At 70.3% G+C, this 16,917-nt stretch carries 20 protein-coding genes and 2 pseudogenes; 10 read left to right on the top strand and 12 right to left on the bottom strand.

Features of this window, described 5'->3' with window-relative positions:
• Positions 1-2 precede the first annotated feature (2 nt).
• Both ABIE67_RS17410 and ABIE67_RS17405 read right to left on the bottom strand, forming a co-directional pair.
• Entirely contained in the window at positions 3-1,466 is a 1,464-nt protein-coding gene (locus tag ABIE67_RS17410) for a sugar transferase (RefSeq protein WP_370258220.1), read from the bottom strand.
• Positions 1,463-2,602: a glycosyltransferase gene (locus tag ABIE67_RS17405; RefSeq protein WP_370258218.1), complete on the bottom strand. Its 1,140-nt coding sequence runs from the start codon at positions 2,600-2,602 to the stop codon at positions 1,463-1,465. Before ABIE67_RS17405 ends, ABIE67_RS17410 begins: the two co-directional genes overlap by 4 nt.
• A 247-nt stretch (positions 2,603-2,849) precedes the next feature.
• On the opposite strand from ABIE67_RS17405, the gene ABIE67_RS17400 reads away from it, so the two are divergent.
• On the top strand, positions 2,850-3,158 hold the full coding sequence (locus ABIE67_RS17400) for a hypothetical protein (RefSeq protein WP_370258217.1): 309 nt from the start codon (positions 2,850-2,852) through the stop codon (positions 3,156-3,158).
• 375 nt (positions 3,159-3,533) lie between these two features.
• Here the strand turns inward: ABIE67_RS17400 and ABIE67_RS17395 are convergent, their stop codons facing one another.
• The 4 genes from ABIE67_RS17395 to ABIE67_RS17380 all read right to left on the bottom strand — a co-directional run bounded on the left by ABIE67_RS17395 (position 3,534) and on the right by ABIE67_RS17380 (position 5,468).
• The gene (locus ABIE67_RS17395) at positions 3,534-3,854 is read right to left on the bottom strand and encodes a hypothetical protein (protein WP_370258216.1); all 321 of its coding nucleotides are present in this window, start codon (positions 3,852-3,854) and stop codon (positions 3,534-3,536) included.
• Positions 3,855-3,915: 61 nt separating this feature from the next.
• The gene (locus ABIE67_RS17390; protein WP_370258214.1) at positions 3,916-4,236 is read right to left on the bottom strand and encodes a hypothetical protein; all 321 of its coding nucleotides are present in this window, start codon (positions 4,234-4,236) and stop codon (positions 3,916-3,918) included.
• A 63-nt stretch (positions 4,237-4,299) separates the two neighbouring features.
• Positions 4,300-4,635 carry a hypothetical protein gene (locus ABIE67_RS17385; protein ID WP_370258211.1) on the bottom strand — a complete coding sequence of 112 codons (336 nt, stop codon included), beginning with the start codon at positions 4,633-4,635 and terminating at the stop codon, positions 4,300-4,302.
• Positions 4,636-5,078: 443 nt separating this feature from the next.
• Positions 5,079-5,468, bottom strand: coding sequence for a hypothetical protein (locus ABIE67_RS17380; protein WP_370258208.1), 390 nt, complete (start codon positions 5,466-5,468; stop codon positions 5,079-5,081).
• A gap of 293 nt (positions 5,469-5,761) precedes the next feature.
• Here ABIE67_RS17380 and ABIE67_RS17375 point away from each other — a divergent pair, with 293 nt between their 5' ends.
• The 4 genes from ABIE67_RS17375 to ABIE67_RS17360 all read left to right on the top strand — a co-directional run bounded on the left by ABIE67_RS17375 (position 5,762) and on the right by ABIE67_RS17360 (position 8,642).
• Entirely contained in the window at positions 5,762-6,484 is a 723-nt protein-coding gene (locus tag ABIE67_RS17375; RefSeq protein WP_370258205.1) for a beta-glucanase, read from the top strand.
• A gap of 105 nt (positions 6,485-6,589) precedes the next feature.
• Positions 6,590-7,207 (top strand): vitamin K epoxide reductase family protein, encoded by a 618-nt coding sequence (locus tag ABIE67_RS17370; RefSeq protein WP_370258202.1) that lies wholly within the window; start codon positions 6,590-6,592, stop codon positions 7,205-7,207.
• 90 nt (positions 7,208-7,297) lie between these two features.
• Positions 7,298-7,798 carry a tyrosinase cofactor gene (locus ABIE67_RS17365; protein WP_370258200.1) on the top strand — a complete coding sequence of 167 codons (501 nt, stop codon included), beginning with the start codon at positions 7,298-7,300 and terminating at the stop codon, positions 7,796-7,798.
• Positions 7,782-8,642 (top strand): tyrosinase family protein, encoded by an 861-nt coding sequence (locus ABIE67_RS17360; protein WP_370258199.1) that lies wholly within the window; start codon positions 7,782-7,784, stop codon positions 8,640-8,642. The genes ABIE67_RS17365 and ABIE67_RS17360 overlap by 17 nt, the downstream gene beginning before the upstream one ends.
• Before the next feature lie 9 nt (positions 8,643-8,651).
• Here the strand turns inward: ABIE67_RS17360 and ABIE67_RS17355 are convergent, their stop codons facing one another.
• The gene (locus ABIE67_RS17355) at positions 8,652-9,611 is read right to left on the bottom strand and encodes a D-2-hydroxyacid dehydrogenase family protein (RefSeq protein ID WP_370258197.1); all 960 of its coding nucleotides are present in this window, start codon (positions 9,609-9,611) and stop codon (positions 8,652-8,654) included.
• Positions 9,612-9,806: 195 nt separating this feature from the next.
• Here ABIE67_RS17355 and ABIE67_RS17350 point away from each other — a divergent pair, with 195 nt between their 5' ends.
• Positions 9,807-10,754 carry an NAD-dependent epimerase/dehydratase family protein gene (locus tag ABIE67_RS17350; RefSeq protein WP_370258195.1) on the top strand — a complete coding sequence of 316 codons (948 nt, stop codon included), beginning with the start codon at positions 9,807-9,809 and terminating at the stop codon, positions 10,752-10,754.
• Between the two features lie 92 nt (positions 10,755-10,846).
• Positions 10,847-11,638 carry an SDR family oxidoreductase gene (locus ABIE67_RS17345; RefSeq protein ID WP_370258193.1) on the top strand — a complete coding sequence of 264 codons (792 nt, stop codon included), beginning with the start codon at positions 10,847-10,849 and terminating at the stop codon, positions 11,636-11,638.
• 95 nt (positions 11,639-11,733) lie between these two features.
• Here the strand turns inward: ABIE67_RS17345 and ABIE67_RS17340 are convergent.
• Positions 11,734-12,647, bottom strand: a pseudogene (locus ABIE67_RS17340) (RICIN domain-containing protein); the annotation flags it as partial.
• Here ABIE67_RS17340 and ABIE67_RS17335 point away from each other — a divergent pair.
• The 3 genes and pseudogenes from ABIE67_RS17335 to ABIE67_RS17325 form a co-directional block, all read left to right on the top strand.
• Positions 12,643-12,789, top strand: a pseudogene (locus ABIE67_RS17335) (ribonuclease BN); the annotation flags it as partial. The pseudogenes ABIE67_RS17340 and ABIE67_RS17335 overlap by 5 nt on opposite strands.
• Positions 12,790-13,013: 224 nt before the next feature.
• Complete coding sequence (locus tag ABIE67_RS17330) at positions 13,014-13,292, top strand: hypothetical protein (protein ID WP_370258191.1); 279 nt, start codon at positions 13,014-13,016, stop codon at positions 13,290-13,292.
• A gap of 154 nt (positions 13,293-13,446) precedes the next feature.
• The gene (locus tag ABIE67_RS17325; protein WP_370258189.1) at positions 13,447-13,797 is read left to right on the top strand and encodes an ANTAR domain-containing protein; all 351 of its coding nucleotides are present in this window, start codon (positions 13,447-13,449) and stop codon (positions 13,795-13,797) included.
• A 108-nt stretch (positions 13,798-13,905) separates the two neighbouring features.
• Here ABIE67_RS17325 and ABIE67_RS17320 read toward each other — a convergent pair whose 3' ends face one another.
• The 4 genes from ABIE67_RS17320 to ABIE67_RS17305 all read right to left on the bottom strand — a co-directional run bounded on the left by ABIE67_RS17320 (position 13,906) and on the right by ABIE67_RS17305 (position 16,559).
• Complete coding sequence (locus tag ABIE67_RS17320) at positions 13,906-14,622, bottom strand: GAF and ANTAR domain-containing protein (RefSeq protein WP_370258187.1); 717 nt, start codon at positions 14,620-14,622, stop codon at positions 13,906-13,908.
• An 80-nt stretch (positions 14,623-14,702) separates the two neighbouring features.
• Positions 14,703-15,374: an ANTAR domain-containing protein gene (locus ABIE67_RS17315; RefSeq protein ID WP_370258184.1), complete on the bottom strand. Its 672-nt coding sequence runs from the start codon at positions 15,372-15,374 to the stop codon at positions 14,703-14,705.
• Positions 15,375-15,465: 91 nt separating this feature from the next.
• Positions 15,466-16,137 (bottom strand): hypothetical protein, encoded by a 672-nt coding sequence (locus tag ABIE67_RS17310; RefSeq protein WP_370258182.1) that lies wholly within the window; start codon positions 16,135-16,137, stop codon positions 15,466-15,468.
• Positions 16,134-16,559 carry an STAS domain-containing protein gene (locus ABIE67_RS17305; RefSeq protein ID WP_370258180.1) on the bottom strand — a complete coding sequence of 142 codons (426 nt, stop codon included), beginning with the start codon at positions 16,557-16,559 and terminating at the stop codon, positions 16,134-16,136. Before ABIE67_RS17305 ends, ABIE67_RS17310 begins: the two co-directional genes overlap by 4 nt.
• Positions 16,560-16,917 lie beyond the last annotated feature (358 nt).

Raw genomic sequence — 16,917 nt, 5'->3', positions numbered from 1 at the left:
GCTCAGCTCCCCGTCGGCCGGACGAACTGTGCCGCCGTGCGCAGCAGGATGCAGATGTCCTGCCACAGCGACCAGTTGTCGATGTAGGCGTTGTCGTAGCGGCACCGGTCCTCGATCGAGGTGTCGCCGCGCAGCCCCTGGATCTGGGCGAGCCCGGTGATCCCGGTCCGCATCCGGTGGCGCGCCGGGTAGCCGGGGTGGGCCTGGCTGAACTTGGCGACGAAATACGGCCGTTCGGGCCGCGGACCGACCAGGCTCATGTCGCCGCGGCAGACGTTCCACAGCTGCAGCAGCTCGTCCAGCGAGGTGCGGCGCAGGAAGTGGCAGAAGGGGCTCATGTCCTGCTCGTTCGCCACGCTCCAGCGGGTCGCCGCCTCATGGTCGCTGGCTGGCCGGTGGGTGCGCAGCTTCAGCATGGTGAACGGCCGCCCGTCCTTGCCGATCCGCTCCTGCCGGAACACCACGCCCGGCCCGTCCATGACCCGCAGCACCAGCGCGAACACCAGCAGAACCGGCCCGGCCAGCACCAGCAGCGAACCCGAGAGCACCACGTCGAGCACCCGCTTGACCACGCTCCCGGCCCGCCGTCCGCACCCCGGCCCCAGCAACCTGCGTGAGAAACCGGCCAGTTGCCCCGCCTCCTGACGGCGCCCACCGAGGCCGTACGACGGAGGGTCCGTGTCCAGCTCCCACAGCACGCAGCCGTACGAGGCCAGCCCCCGCAGCTCAGCGGCCTTCTCCACCCGGGTGGCGGCGCCCACGACGAGCACCGTCTCCACCCCGTTCTGGATCACCGCCCGGCGTGTGTCCTGCGCCGTGGTGAGCACCGGCAGCCCGCGCTCGTCGTCGGCATCGCCGAGGACGTCCGGATCGTCGGCGACGAGCCCCACCGGCCGTACTCCGCAGCCCGGTTGGCGCAGCAACGCGGCCGACACCCGCCGGGCCACCGCGAGGGGACCGACCACCAGAGCCGGACAGGGCCGCCGCCGCAGTGTCCGGCGCCGCAGCCCGTGCACCGCCTCGCGACCGGTGCAGGCGGCCAGGCAGTGCACGGCGACCGCGGTGACCAGCAGGGCCGGCGGGAGCGACCGCAGCGGGGAGAACATCACGACAGCCGCCCAGCCGACGGCGATCCGCCCGCAGACCGCGGGGAGTTCGTCGAGTACGCCGGGAACGACGGAGGTGTCGTACAGCGCGGCCCGTCGGTTCATCCCGATCACACCGAGGGCGAGCAGGACGACGACCAGCGCGTACCCGTGCGGCGCGGGCAGGACCAGAGCGGCCGACAGGGCAGCGCCGCCGTCGACGAGCCACAGGGGCGCCGGGGAGGCCTGCCGCGGACGGCGGGAGCCCCGTCCGTCGGCCGCCCGGCGCCCCGCGGTGAGGCCGCGCGGGCCGAGTACGGAGACGGCGTCCTCCGACGTCCGCTGCTGCCCGGGTGAGGCGACGGTGCTCTCCGCGGTCATGTGGTGATGCACTTCCTGCCCCCGTTCGGTCCGACGACCCGCGTGGTAGCGAGGCCGAGCAACTCGCGGTAGACGTCGGTCACCGCGTCCGCGGCGTGCCGCAGGTCGTGGGCGGCGAGCACATGCGCGCGGCCCTGTGCGCCCAGCGCCGCGCGCAGCGGCTCGTCGAGCAGCAGCGTCGTCAGCGCCCGGGCGAGCGCATGGGGGTCCTCCGGCGGCACGAGGCAGGACGGCGGATGGCCGGCCGGGAGGCTCTCGCCCGCCCCGTCCACGTCCGTGACGACGACCGGCCGGGCGCACGCCATGGCCTCCAGCGGGGCGAGCGCCATGCCCTCCCAGCGGGACGACAGCACCACGACGTCCGCGGCCCGGTACCAGCGCGCGGTGTCCGATGTCGCGCCGGCGAACTCCACCGACGCGGGCGCACCCGAGCGCAGCCGGTCCGCGTCGGGACCGTCACCGACCAGCACCAGCCGTGCCCCGGGCACCTCCCGCACCACCTCGGGCCAGGCCGCCAGGAGGACGTCCTGCCCCTTCTGACGGCACAGCCGGCCCACGCACACCACGAGCGGGCCGGCCGCGGACCGTGCGCGCTCTCCTTCCGGCCGGAACCTGCGGGTGTCGACCCCGTTGGGGACCACACGCCATGAGGCGTCGACACCGGAGCGCATCCCGGTGCGCCGCTCGGCCTCGCTCACACACAGAACGCGCGTCGCCCACCGGGCCCCGAACCGCTCCCATCCCAGCGCCAGGCGCGCGACGACTCCGTCCGCGGCCTCGAACGACCAGGCGTGCGGCTGGAAGAGGGTCGGCAGGCCGCCGCGCACCGCGAGCCGGGCCGCGAGCCCCGCCTTCGCGCTGTGCGCGTGCACCAGATCCGGCCGCACGTCACGCACCACACGTGCCAACTGCCTTACCTCGCCCGGGAGTCGGTGCCCCGGTGCGCGGGTCGCGTCCCAGCGGACCACCGTGCAGCCCAGCGCCCGAAGGGAGTCCGTGAGCATGCCGCCCTCCGGACAGGCCACGGACACCCGCAGCCCCGCGTCGATTTGCGCCGCCACCAGGTCCGTCACGACCCGCGCGACACCGGCCTCGACGGGCTGGGCGACATGCAGGATGTGCGGCGCAACGCGCATGACCGAGGCTGCCCTTTCGAAGAAAAGAGGAGAGGGGGCTGTGTTTCAACCGTTTTTGTGGACTAATGGGATGAGCAGCATCAGCCCTTATCCATACTTATCTGAGAAGCCGTCAAGTCTGTTGGAACGGTGGCGTTTTCGGAGTTGTTTCACGCATGGGACCACCCATTTGGAGCCACGGGGGTTTCCCGGGGGATCCCCTCTCGTTAGCCCAGGAGAACCGAGACCGAGTTTCCTGGAAAGGAACATGATGAAGAACCTGAAGGCTGCTGCCGTCGTCGTCGGCTCCCTCGCCATCGCCGGCGCCACCGTCCCCGGCGCCGCGGCCGTGGACATGCCGGCGACGGGCCTCGTCGACAACGGGAAGACGGTCGCCCGCAGCCTCCCCTCGGCCGCCAAGGTCCCGACGGGTTACGTGGGGAACGGTGTGAAGCGCACCGCGGACAAGGTGAAGAAGGGCGTGCGGTCGCAGGGAGTGGTGAAGACCCCCGTCTTCGGCGGCGCCCTGCCGAACCCCGTCGACGGTCAGCTGCTCGGCGGACTTCCGATCAGGTAGACAGTCGGGCAGATCATCGTCCCTTTCTGCCGCGCCGTCGCCTTCGGCTCGAAGACCAGGGCCGGCTCCGTGTCACTCGGAGCCGGCCCTTCGGCGTGTACGGGCACGTACGGGAGAGTGCGATTGCCCTTTGGTATTCCGGTTGGACCGAACGGAGTATTCAGGGTGACCTCGGGGAGAAAGATACCGTTGGACCAACTGAACGGGCGCTCTTTCCTCCTTGCCGGCGCTCCTTGACCGTGGGCCCTGTCTGCATGCTGACGCAGACAGGGCCCACGGTCTTTGCGCTCCACGCACCTCTTGTCGGTGGGGCCGCGCACATGCCGATGGCGGTCCACCGGAATCCGGCGGACCGCCATCGGGGCGAAGCACTGCTCAGAACAGGAGGCCGCCCACGTACGGGGAGTTCTGCGCCTGGTCGACCTTGGCCGTGTTGCAGGCCGCGTAGTGCGAGTTCGGAGCAGCGACGCCACCGAGAACGGCTCCGTTGGACCACGGGGCGAGGCAGCGAGCGTCGAGGAGAGCACCGTTGACGACGGCAATCCCCTGCTGGGGTTCGTTCACGACGACAGGAGACGCCGAGAAGCCGCTACCGCCCTTGACCGTGGTGGTGTCACCGTCGGCCGCGGCGGAGCCGCCAGTCGCAAGGACGATGCCCGCGGCGATGGCCGAGATGGCCGTAACCTTCTTACGCATAAGTTGAGCCTTTCCGGGCTGCGTTCGGGATTTACCTGCTCCGAATTGCTCGGAGCAGGAGTCAGAACAGCAGGCCGCCCTTGTACTGGGCGTTCTGCGACTGGTCGATCTTGGCCGTGTTGCAGGAGGCGTAGTGCGAGTTCGGGGCGACGACGCCGCCGAGGACGGCACCGTTCGACCACGGCACGGCACAGCGGAGGTCGACGACCGTGCCGTTCACGATGGCGACACCCTGCTGGGGCGCGTTCACGACGACAGGGGACGACGAGAAGCCGGTGCCGCCCTTGACGGTGGTGGTGTCAGCGTCAGCCGCGGCGGTGCCGCCGGTCGCGAGGGCGATGCCCGCCGCGAGCGCGGAGATGGCCGTAACCTTCTTACGCATGAGTTGCGCCTTTCGGGGCTGCGTTGGGGTAATTCACGTGCTGCGAATGGCTCGGAGCAGAGGTCAGAACAGGAGGCCGCCCGCGTACGGGGCGTTCTGCGCCTGGTCGACCTTCGCCGTGTTGCAGGCGGCGTAGTGCGAGTTCGGTGGGACGACGCCGCCGAGAACGGCTCCGTTGGACCACGGGGCGAGGCAGCGACCGTCGACGACGGTGCCGTTGACGACGAGAACGCCCTGCTGGGGCGCGTTCACGACGACAGGGGACGACGAGAAGCCGTCACCGCCCTTGACGGTGGTGGTCTTGCCGTTGCCGTCGTACTCACCAGCGGAGGCAAGGCCGGCGGTGCCGACGACGGTGCTGAGGGCGAGGGCCGTGATGACCGCGAACTTCTTGGGCAACTCGGTTCCTTCCTAATTCACGGTTGCGCACGCTTACGAAAAGGAAACCCGTATATGCATGCATAAGTCACGGTGGGAACATTCAAACGCGGCCAGATTCCATCGGATGGCGCAATGCGGCGTGCCCGCCGGTGCGCCCGGCTTTCGCCTGAGTTGGAATCCGTGCGGCGTTCCGGGGAATTTTAGTCCCGGCTGAATAAAACCGGCCGGAACGGACCCCGACATGCGTCCGGCCCACCGGCGGGTGAGGGCCGGTGGGCCGGACGGATGGTTCGCGGGAGCCAGTGGGTGCGGGCCCGCCGTAATGCGGAAGTGACGCCGGCGGCCCGGATCCATGCGTCCGGGCCTGCCGAGGGCCTCCGGCTGTCGAGAACCGGATCAGAGTCTCAGAATTCCGGGGCCGGCATGCGCCGGTACGGCCGACTCAAAGGGTTGCCGGGTCGTCACTTGTTGGGGAGCAGGGTGCCGAGGCCGGCGGCCGTCGGCGCGTGCAGCGGGCGGACCTGGACCTCGCCGCTTCCGGCCGGGTTCTTCACCGGAATCGTCGGCCGCTTGGCGGCGTTCGGGTCCATGCCGTCCAAGTAGACGCCGGACATGCCGCCCGACTTGTTCTTGTCGAACGCGCTGCCCTTGGCGACACCGCCGTCACGGGCCAGCCGCGTCACGACATCGGCCGCAGGCACGACCGCCGGCGTCACCTTGGTCGGGGACATGAGCCCGAGCGGACTGGTGGAAATACCCGAACCCCCGGCGGCGACCGCCGCGGCGGCGGAGCCACCCACAAGACCCGCACCGATGGCCAACGCCGCAGTGGTGAAAACTGCCTTCTTCATGATTCACCTCGCTTGAAAGTACCTCTGATCCGACGGTTGGAGAACATAGCAGTCCAAGGGTGCTGCAAAAGCGACGTGTTACTCCATACGCATGAAAGTCGCGGGAGTGAAGAATGTTATGCGCAGTCGGATTCCGGGGGATTGGCATCTGGTCGGCGAATCAATTGATCGTATGGTGCGCCCGGCTCGGTTGGGCCGCCTGCGCGACCTGAAAGATGAATTTCAGAAATGTCCGCCGGATCCATCGCCGAGCCGGTCCGTCGGGACGTCCCGCGCGGCCTACCCTCCCCGCCATGACCACCCACAGCGCCCCCTTCACGCCGACCGCGGCCCGTGGCAGATCCCTCATCTGGTCGGAGGAGTTCAACACCCCGATCGCCTGGGGCGCCAAATGGGTCGGCGACCGATCCAGCGCCTACCGCTACTGCGACCACAACCCGGACGACAACAAGCTGGACTGGCTCACCCCCCGCTGTGTGACCGTCTCCAACGGCACGGCCACCTTCACCGCCGCACCGGCCGGCCGCACCCTCGAGAACGGTCGGCAGGCCTGGCACACCGGCCTGCTCACCACCGAGTACTCCGCCGAGGGCTTCCAGGTGCGGACCGGCGACCATGTCGAGACCGGCGTCCGGCTGCCCTCCGGGACCGGAGCCTGGCCGGCGCTGTGGACCTGGAAGGACGGCGAGAACGAGGTCGACTCCTTCGAGTACCACCCGGACAACCCGCACCTGCTGGAGCTGTCCAACCACGTCAACCGCGCGTCGACCTACCACACCGACATCGAGGCGATCGGCCCGGACCGATGGGTGACCATCGGCACCAGCTACGGCGCCCACTGCGTCGAGTGGTACGTCAACGGCGAGCGGGTCTTCTCCGACGGCACCGGTGTCGGTCCGCACTGGTCGGCGTATCTGATCCTGAACCTGTCGCTGAGCGCCGGCGAGTACCACCCGGCCCCCTGCGGCCCGGCTCCGATCACCTTCGACGTCGACTACCTCCGCGTCTACCGCTGACCCCCTCGGCGCTCGTCCCTCGATCGGGCGGATGGACCCCGTGATGTCGCCCGGTCGGGTGAGCGTGCGCCGGGATGTTCCGCGGACCGTCGATAAGGTCGCGCGATGGCCCCTGACTCAAGCGCCGCCGCGCGACCGATGCGCCCCTCCGTCGGTGGCAGCCGGGCGTTCGCCCTGCTGCTGGTGTTGTGCGGGGCGGCCGGGCTGCTGGCCTCCTGGGTCATCACCCTCGACAAGTTCAAGCTGCTGGAGGACCCGGACTTCACGCCGGGCTGCAGCCTCAACCCCGTGGTGTCCTGCGGCAGCGTGATGGAGAGCGACCAGGCCGAGGCCTTCGGGTTCCCCAACCCCATGCTGGGCCTGGTGGCCTACGGCATCGTGATCTGCGTCGGCGTCAGCCTGCTGGCCGGGGCCGCCTATCCGCGCTGGTACTGGCTGACCTTCGCGGCCGGATGCCTCTTCGGTGTCGGGTTCGTCTCCTGGCTGCAGTTCGAGTCCCTGTACCGGATCAACGCCCTGTGCCTGTGGTGCTGCCTGGCCTGGCTCGGGACCATCCCGCTGTTCTGGTACGTGACGTCCTTCGTCGTGCGCCACGACTTCCTGCCCGCGCCGGGCCCGGTGAAGACCTTCTTCACGGAGTTCACCTGGGTGCTTCCGGTGCTGCACATCGGGATCGTCGGGATGCTGATCCTGACCCGCTGGTGGGACTTCTGGACCAGCTGACCATTGCACCGTATGGGCGCTTCGGTGGTGACCGCGCGGCCTCCCGCTCGGTTACTCGTACGAACAGCCGAACCGTACGAGGAGTGAGCGATGGCCGTCAGCGCAGACGGAGTGTCGGTGGGTGCGGTGCAGGGGGCGGCCGCCGCCCCGGTGCGGAGCGAGCCGGAGAGGCGAACCCGGCGGGAGGTGGCGCGGGTGCTGCTGGCCTCCGCGGCCGTGGCGCTCGCCCCGGTCGTCACCGCCTCCCGGCCCGCGCAGCCCGCGGACGGGAAGCGGGACAGCGGCACCCCCTTCGACGAGACCTACCGCGGGCGCCGCATCCAGGGCGCCCCCCTTCCCCTCCAGGGCCTCTCCGCCCTCGGAGCCGAGTGGCAGGTCACGGTGGACGGCCGGCCGCTGCACCTGATGCGTCGTGCCGACGGCACCTGGCTGAGCATGGTCGACCACTACAGCTGGTACCGGACCCCGCTGGAGGCGACGCGCGCCGCCGTCGACGAGCTCGGGCCCCTGCGGCGGTTGCATGACCTGGCCCCCGGGCCGTTCGGCGGCGGGCACCCGCACGGGGAGGCACAGCATGGTGTACGTGCGTAAGAACGTGAGCAAGCTGACGTCCAGCGAGCGGCGGCGGTTCGTCGAGGCACTGCTGGAGGTCAAACGGCGCGGTGAGTACGACGAGTTCGTACGGCTGCACATCGAGCACTTCCGTGGGGACGGCGACCGGGGTCTGCGCGCCGCCCATATGACGCCCTCCTTCCTGCCCTGGCACCGCCAGTTCGTGCTGGACATGGAGAACGCCCTGCGCAGCGTCGACGACTCGGTGACGGTGCCGTACTGGGACTGGACCCGGGACCGTTCGACCACATCGGTGCCCTGGACCGACGATCTGCTCGGCGGCAACGGGCGGCGCCTGGACCGGCAGGTGATGACCGGGCCGTTCGCCTACGCGACGGGCAACTGGACCATCAGGGAGCGCATCACCAACATCGAGTTCCTCACCCGGGACCTGGGCCGCTCCCGCCGGCCGATCGACCTGCCCACCCGGGACGATCTGAACTGGGCGCTGAAGGACCCCGTGTACGACGTCTCCCCGTGGGACTCGACGGTGACCAAGGGCTTCCGCAACAAGATGGAGGGCTGGGGCAGCCGCAACAACCCGTGGCGCAACCACAACCGCGTCCACCGCTGGGTCGGCGGCGCGATGCTCGGTGGCGCGTCCGTCAACGACCCCGTCTTCTGGCTGGTCCACGCCTTCGTCGACATGCAGTGGCAGCGCTGGCAGCGACGCCACCGCAAACACCGCTATGTCCCGGCGAAGCCGCCCGGCCGCAGGAGCGACCAGTACGGCCGCATCGTGGCCCGGAACGAGCGACTGCCACCGTGGGACGTCACCCCGGACGATCTGGAGGACATGTCCGAGATCTACCGGTACGCCTGACCGCCGACCTCAGGGCAGCCGTCGTACCGGGGAACCCGCCAGGTACGCCTGGATGTCCTCGACCGCCTGGCCGTAGTACGTCGCGTAGTTGGCCTGCGAGACATAGCCCAGGTGGGGGGTGGCGAGGAGCCGGGGGGCCGTGCGCATCGGGTGGTCGGCGGGGAGGGGCTCGGCGTCGAAGACGTCCACGCCGGCGCCCGCGATGCGGCCCTCGTGCAGGGCGGCGAGCAGGGCGTCCTGGTCGACGATCGCCGCGCGTGAGGTGTTGATCAGATACGCCGTCGGCTTGAGCAGGGCGATCTCGGCGGGGCCGAGGAGGCCGCGGGTGCGGCCGCTCAGGGCGAGGTGGATCGAGACGAAGTCGCTGTCGGCGAGCAGGTCCTCCTTGGAGGCGGCCAGGTGGACGCCGACCTCGTCGGCGTACTCCTTGGTCAGGTTCTGGCTCCAGGCGCTGACGTGCATGCCGAAGGCGAGCCCCACCTGGGCCACGCGGCTGCCGATCTTGCCCAGGCCGAGCACCCCGAGGCGACGCCCGTGCAGGTCGGCGCCGACCGTGTGCTGCCAGGCGCCGCCGGAGCGCAGGGCGTTGCTCTCCTCGACGACGCCGCGGGCGAGACCGAGCAGCAGGGCCCAGGTGAGCTCCACGGGCGGGGTCGAGGAACTCGCCGTACCGCAGACGGTGACGCCGTGCGCCTCGGCGGCGGCGTAGTCGATGACCGAGTTGCGCATGCCGGAGGCGATCAGCAGCTTCAGTCGGGGGAGCCGGGCGATCAAGGAGGCGGGGAAGGGGACCCGTTCCCGCAGGGTGACCGCGATGTCGAACTCGGCGAGGGCCGCGGCCAGGGAGTCCTCGTCGGGGAAGTGGGTGGTGAAGGGGACGACCTCCACCTCGTCCGCGAGCGGCGACCAGTCGGCGACCTCGGTCGCCACGTTCTGGAAGTCGTCGAGCACAGCACAGCGCAGCCGCATGGGGGTTCCTTTCCATGACCGGGGCACCGACAGGACCGACTCTACGGAAGGGGTGTGGCGGGCGGTGTGGAGGGTGAGGAGGGTGGCTGAGGAGGATCAGGTGCGGATTGACCCCCGGCGGGTCCGTCACCGACTGTTGACCGCGGCGCATGGCGCGTGGCGCGCGGAGCCGTCGGCCAGAGGGAGGCCCCGACCTTGTCCTTACGCATTCTCGTCACCGGAGGCAGCGGCTTCGTCGGAGGCCATGTCGCCGCGGCCGTCCGCGCGGTGCGGGCCGACACACCGGCCCGGCTCCGGCTCGTGCTGCGCGATCCGGCGAGCCTCGCACTCGGGGACGGCGACGCCCTGGCGGCCGACGTCGTACGGGCGGACCTGACCGACCCGGAGTCACTGCGCGGTGCCTGCGACGGTATCGACGTCGTCCTGCACTGCGCCTCCCACATCGGCGACGACGAACGGCTCACCGAAGCCGTCAACGACCACGGCACCCGCGCCCTGGTCGAGGAGGCGACGCGCGCGGGCGTGACCCGCGTCGTCTACGTGAGTACGGCCGCCGTCTACGGGCGAGGGCCCTTCACCGGCGCGCTCCCGGGCGGGTTGCCGCTCGCACCGGCCTCGCCGACCAGCCGGTCCCGTGCCGCGGCAGAGCGGCATGTGCTGGACGCGGGAGGGGTCGTACTGCGCCCGCACCTCGTGCTCGGGGCCGGCGACCGATGGGTGGTACCCGGGCTGGTCACCCTGATGGAGCTGCTGTCGGGAGGCCTCAAGGGCTGCACCGCCCGCCACTCCGTCGTCGACGTACGGGCGTTGGCGCGCGCGGTGCTCGCCGCCGGGCTGTCGGAGCGGGAACTGGCGGGCGTTCACCACGTCAACCACCCCGAGCCGGTGGGCGGTTCGGAACTGCTGGACACGGTGGCCGAACGGCTCGGCCTGCGCCTGCCCGGCACACCGCCGACCGTCGACGAGGCCCGGACCCGGCTCGCGGGGCAGCCCCGCGCACTGCACCACCTCGGCGTGCTCGCCGTGGACCACTGGTTCGCGGACGACGGTTTCTGGGCGGCCGTAGGTGTCGATCCCGGAGCGGGATTCGCCCGGGACCTGGCCGAACACGCCCCGTGGTACCGGCAGTTGCTGAACCGCTGAGGGGAAGGCTTCGTCCCTTCCCCGCGGGTCCTCTCCCCGTACTTCTCCCCCTTCCCGTACTTCCTCTCCATCTCCGAACACACAGGGGCTTCGTGGACATCGAACGCGCACTGACAGGCAAGACCGCCCTGGTCACCGGGGCCGGCCGCGGCATCGGCCGGGCCATCGCCACCCGGCTCGCCCGGGACGGGGCGCTGGTCGGCGTCCACTACGGACACAGCGAGGCCGCCGCCCGGGAAGTCGTCGCGGAGATACGGCAGAACGGCGGGCGCGCCTTCCCGCTCGGGGCCGAGCTCGGGGTGCCGGGCGACGCCGCCGCCGTCTTCGAGGCCTTCGACGCCGGAGTGCGGGAGGAGCGGGGCGAGGCGGCGGCGGATGGCGGGGGCGCGCTGGACATCCTGGTCAACAACGCGGGAACGAGCGGTTCGGGGCCGGTGGGGCAGGCGGTCCCCGAGGTCTTCGACCGCATGATCGCCGTCAACGCCAAGGCGCCCTTCTTCCTCGTGCAGGGCGCGCTGCCGAGGATGCGCGACGGCGGCCGCATCATCAACATCTCGTCCCTCGCCACCCGGCGGGCCTTTCCCGAGTCCCTCGCGTACGCCATGTCCAAGGGCGCGCTGGACACGATGACCCTGGCGCTGGCGAAGGAACTCGGCGGCCGCGGCATCACCGTCAACACGGTCGGGCCGGGGTTCGTCGAGACGGACATGAACGCCCGGCGCAGGACGACCCCCGAGGCGCGGGCCGCCCTGGCCGCGCGGTCCGTCTTCGACCGGATCGGCAGGCCGTCCGACGTGGCGGACGTGGTGGCGTTCCTCGCCTCCGACGACTCCCGCTGGATCACCGGTCAGTACCTCGACGTCAGCGGTGGCACCGACCTGTGACCGTCGCGGGGGTGGCGCGATGACCACGGCTCGGTGGGGGAGCCCCTGGACGGGATTCCCCCACCGAGTGTTTCCGCGGACTGGTCGTCAGGGGCCTACTGGACGAGTTCCCAGTCCTGTGAGCCGTCGGTGGTCGCGGTCTGCAGGGTCAGCTGTGCCCCCGCGGTCGCGCCGGTCAGGTACAGGCTGGTGTTCTTGGCCGCCTGCAACCTGTAGAACCCGTCGGCGGTCTTGACGAGGTTCCAGGTGCCGGTGGCGCTGTTGTCGACCCACTGGCCGATCTTCTGACCGGCCGTGGCGCTCCCGGTCCAGATCGCCGCCGCGCGGCCGCCGGACTTGTTCAGCAGGCTGACGCCACCCTTCGGTTCGGTGAGCACGTGCCAGTACTGGGTGTCCGGGTTCGCGTCCGATCCGGGCGCCTCCAGGCGGACGTCGGGGACGTCGGCGTTGCCGAGGTTGGCGTCGTTGGTCTTGTTCCCGGTGCCGATCACCTGGTCGGTCTTGCGGTTGACCAACTGGTAGTAGGCGCTAGCCGACTGGCCGAGGTCGAGGTCGGCGTAGGAGAGCACCGAGGTGCCGCCGTTGCGCAGGATGGAGATACGGCCGGTGGTCTCGACGTAGGTGAGGTTGCGGCTGTAGCCGGAGCCCAGGGTCGTCTGGTACTCCTTCCAGGTTCCGTCGCTGCGCCCGCTCTCGTTGACCCAGACGCTGCCGCTGCCGGCCGCGTTGTAGACCAGGCGTCCGCCGGGAAGCCGGATGAGGACCGGGCTGCCGCTCATCGCGAGCGGGCGGGAACCGGTGTCGACGGGGAGGGAGTTGACGCCGGTGCCGGTGGCGGAGCCCTTGAAGAACTCCAGCGGGTTGTCGGCGATCCGGTAGCGGGTGTTGGCCCGCCGCCCCAGTACTCGTAGGTGATCATCCACTTGCCGTCCGTGGTGCGGACGACGTTCGTCATGCCCGGACGTCCGTCGCCGATCTCGGTCTTGGTGCCGCCCACGTTCCCCGTCACCTACGGACCCGTCGGAACCGTCCTCGTCATCCAGTCCTGGCTGGTCGGCGTAGGTGTCGTCGTCTTCGGCGGCGCGCTGGTGGGCCGGCTGCTGTACGAGGAACTCCCACGCATGGCACACGCTCCGAAACGGCGTAAGTGAGATGCGGCCCTGCAACTGGTCATTTCGCTTGGGCCGCGAGTTCGTCATCGCTGGGCAGGAGCCCCCGGGGTGAACGGAGCCTCGGCAGGTCTCAAGTAGCCATCCACGCCAGGCAGACCGTGCTCACGTCGCACGCTATCCGCACCCCTTGGGTAGGACTACGCTGTGGGTGAGGCCCCAGTCCCCGGTATCGATGCTGTGTCCCGCTCCCGGGGAGGCCCACCGTGTTCGTCCTGCTCCTCATCCTCATCACGGTCCTGTTCGGCTTCGGCTTCCTCGATCCCATGTGGTGGGTGGCCGCGGCGGTGCTGGTCTATGCAGCCACCCGACACGGCCGCGATCGTGGCGGCGGCCGGAGCCGCAGCGGCAGTTCCGATCTCGGGGACTACCGGGACTACCAGGAGCGCCGGAATCGCCAGGAACGCTGGGACCGCCGCTACAGCCGTCAGAACCGGGCACGCTGGCGGCGCGAGGACCGCCGGGACCGCGAACACCGCAGGTGACCCGTGAAGCGCCCGGTGGACAGGGCGTCGTGGTGCTGCGCGCCGAGACACGGACTGCCCTGCAAGCCCGGTGCGGCCGGCGAACGGCAACCGGCGCGCCACTGATCACCCATCGACGGGATGACTGCCCTGTGAGGTACGGACCATGCACCACATGACCCCGCCCCGTGAAGAACGGCGGCTGTTGAGGACTGTGCCTTCCGAGGGGGACGGGGCGTTGCTGGCCGACGTCGTCGAACTGCGCGCCAGGAACGAGCAGTTGGGCCGGGCCCTGGTGAGCCATGCGGTGATCGACCAGGCACGGGGCATGGTGATGGCCCTGGCCCCGTGTTCCGGCGAGAGGGCCTGGGACTTACTGGTGGGCGTGTCGCAGCGCTGCAACATCAAGCTCCGGGACGTGGCCGCGGCCCTGGTCGCCACGACGAAGGACCGGATGCTCCCGGAACCGGTACAGCGGGAGCTTCGCCGAGCACTGAGGCGCCTCCACGCGGAGGACCGGAGATGACCGCGTGCGCGCCCAAGCGGACGGCGAGCGATCCACGCCATGACCGGAACTCAGACCGCCGTCTGATCGAGGACGGTGCAGAGCAAGCGGGCTCCGGCGATGCGTGGGTCAGGACCCCAGGCCGGTGAGGGGTTCGGAACCGTCGATGAGGGCGCGGGCCACATCGGCCAGGCGCCGGTTGTGGGAGCGGGCGTAGCCGCGCAGCGCGGTGAACGCCTGCTCCATGTCGATGTCCTGGCGTTCGGCTAGCTTCCCCTTGGCCTGTTCGATCAGTACCCGGCTGTTCAGCGCCGTCTGCAGTTGTTCGTTGAGCACCGTGCTGCGCTGAGCGGTGCGTTGTTGCAGCAGGCTGATGGTGGCGACGTCGGCCAGGGCCTGGGCGACGGGTGTGGCGGCCGGTTCGAAGGGGCCGGGGGTGGTGCGGAAGAGGTTCAGGGCGCCGACGATCTCGTCCCGCAGGCGCATGGGCAGGGCCTGGACCGCCCCGAACCCGCCGCGCTGGGCCGCGACCGCGAAGCGCGGCCAGCGGGCGGTCGCCGTGCCGAGGTCGGGGACGATCACCGGTGCGCCGGTGCGGAAGCATTCGAGGCAGGGGCCTTCGTCGTTCTGGAGCTGGAAGAGCTCCAGCAGGCGCACCTGTTCGTCGGAGGCGGCCATGACGCGGAGTTTGCCGTCCCGGTCGGCGAGCAGCACCCCGGCGGCGCTCACGTCGAGCATGCCGACGCAGCGGTCGGTCAGCAGGCGCAGGAAATCGATGAGGTCGAAGTCGGCGACCAGATTGTCGGCCAGCTCGACGAAGGTCTTGGCCAGAAGCTGTTGATCCATCGCGGACACCCTCGATTGAGACTAGTCCCTGCCCGAAGGGGCGGGAAGTACGGCACGTTCCTTGGCCGGGAACCGATGCGTCAGGTTTCCTCCTCGGCCTGGTCCGGCTCCGCGTCCCGGGAGAAGCGAAGCCGTCGGGCCACCACGTCGGCGGCCACGTCCGCGAGCCGGCGTCCCTGCGCATAGGCATGGGCGCGGAGCCGGACGAAGGCTTCTTCGATGCCGACTCCGAGCTGAGCAGTGAGCATTCCGCTGGCTTGGTCGATCTCTGCTCGGTATGCGCCAAGGTCCTCGAAGCCGCGGTCCGGCATCGGCCCGCCGGCCGGCGCGCCGGCCGACGCGCCCGCCTCGTCGATCCTCGTGTCGAGCAGGAGCAGCGTCGCGAGATCGGCGAACGCCAGTGCGTCGGCCAGTTCCTCCGTGTCCAGTACGGTCGGAATGCGGGCGTACAGATCCAGAACTCCCGGGCTGATCGCCCCCTTCTGCAGGGGGAGCGAGAACACCGCGCGGGCTCCGGCTTCCAGAGCCGCGTCGGCGAACACGGCCCAGTGCTCCTGAAGTTCAGCGGTGTCCAGATCGGGTGTCAGGACGGCCGAGCCGCGTACAAAGGCGTCCACGCAGGGCCCCTCGCCCAGCGTGAGCTGAAGCTCTTCCAGTTGCTCGCTGATGTCGTCGGTGCTGCACAGCGGATGGCTCGCCGCGGCCTTGGACATCGCCGACAGCCCGGCCCCGCCGACCGGCAGCGCGGCCACGGCCGCGGTGCATACGTCCACCACACCCACCGGGGCACCTCGTCGGACCGCCTGCTCGGCCACCAGCATCCGAATGCGGGCCGACCGGCTGTCAGACCCCACCCGGGACACCGCCTCCAGGCATCGTGAAAAGGCCCTCCAGCCTCGCCGTGGTGCGTTCCCCGAAGGGAAGTACCAGCGCGCGGAACGTGGTGGCGCCCGCCGGCCTGCGAAGCTCTCCGACATCCAGCCACCCCCAGGAGCGGAGCGCAGCGAGGGCCTGGCGATCGGCCCGGTCCACCAGGGTGGCGCCGAGCGACGCCTGATGGTCGGTCAGCAGCCGCACCTGCACACGACGGGCGAGTTCCCCGTCCTGGAGGTGTGGCCGGATCAGAATGTCGGCGAACGCGAAGACGCTGCCGGACGCTGTGAGTTGCTCGATGCTGCGCGGCAGTGCTCCGTCGAAGCCGAGCCACCAGGAGCCGTCACCGCCTACCGGGAATCCGAAGGCGCATCCCGTCAGGCTGTCCGTCTCGGCGATCACCATGGCGAATCCCGGTCGGCGCATGTCCGCGGTGAGACGGTTCAGGAAGTTCTGGCGGCTGGGACGGCGGTATGGATCACCCGGCGGCGTTGCGCGGGACTCCACATACAGAGCCACCAGATCCTCACGCAGGCCCTCCACCAGCCAACGGCTCAGCCGACGCAACCGCGCCGGAGCCACGGGGGACGGCTCGCCGTCTCCCGGCTTCCGGGACTGTCCCCGCCCGGGTACGGCCGTCATCGCACATCGCCCGAGAGAACAGGCGCAAGCGGGACAGACCGGTGCGGCGGGGTTGGACGGGGCGCGGCCGGGGTGTCGCCGAGAGGAGATGGCAGGTGGCAGGGCGGAATCCCGAGGAGCAGGAACCCGCAGCCGGCGAGGTCGAGAATCCGAGCCAGTGTCGTCGGCGGATGGTGCAGTCGCAGGGTCCCCCCGGCCACGGTGGTCTGCTGCGCGGCGTGGAGGAATACGTTGAGTCCGCTGCAGTCGCAGAAGATGACGGGGGTGAGGTCGACGTCGATGGTGCGGATACCGTCCCGCAGGCACCGCTCCAGGGACTCGCGCACCAACGGCACGGATTCGAGGTCGATCTCACCGGACAGGGTGATCTGCGCCTGTTTCCTTTGGTCATGGCGGTGGACGGTGAGCTGTGAGAGGGGCATGACGCCTCGGTTCGGAGGACCATCCGGCAGCGGCACCGTGAGCCGGAGTTCCGGCACCCCGGGCGCGCTCCCGGCAGGGCGTACTTTCGGCGGAGGCAGAGCAACGGCAGGTCCGACAGCCTGCGCAGCAGGACAGAGGACCCACGTGGTTCCCTCCAGGGAAGCGCCGGGTCACGGACGAAGAATCCGCACCCCGCAGCCATCTGTGTTCAGCAACAGCATGCCGCCGGGGTCTGGGACGTCTACAGCAGCGTAGTCCTCGCATCGTGTGACGGACGGTCCGAAGCAGCCCAATCCCAGGATATGGACGGCGCAAAACACGCGGTGGCTCCCATGACGGAGCCGGTCGCTGGGTGTC

Origin of the sequence: Streptomyces sp. V4I8 (genome assembly GCF_041261225.1) — a bacterium.
Classification (GTDB): domain Bacteria; phylum Actinomycetota; class Actinomycetes; order Streptomycetales; family Streptomycetaceae; genus Streptomyces.
This window is presented reverse-complemented; position numbering and strand designations above follow the sequence as displayed.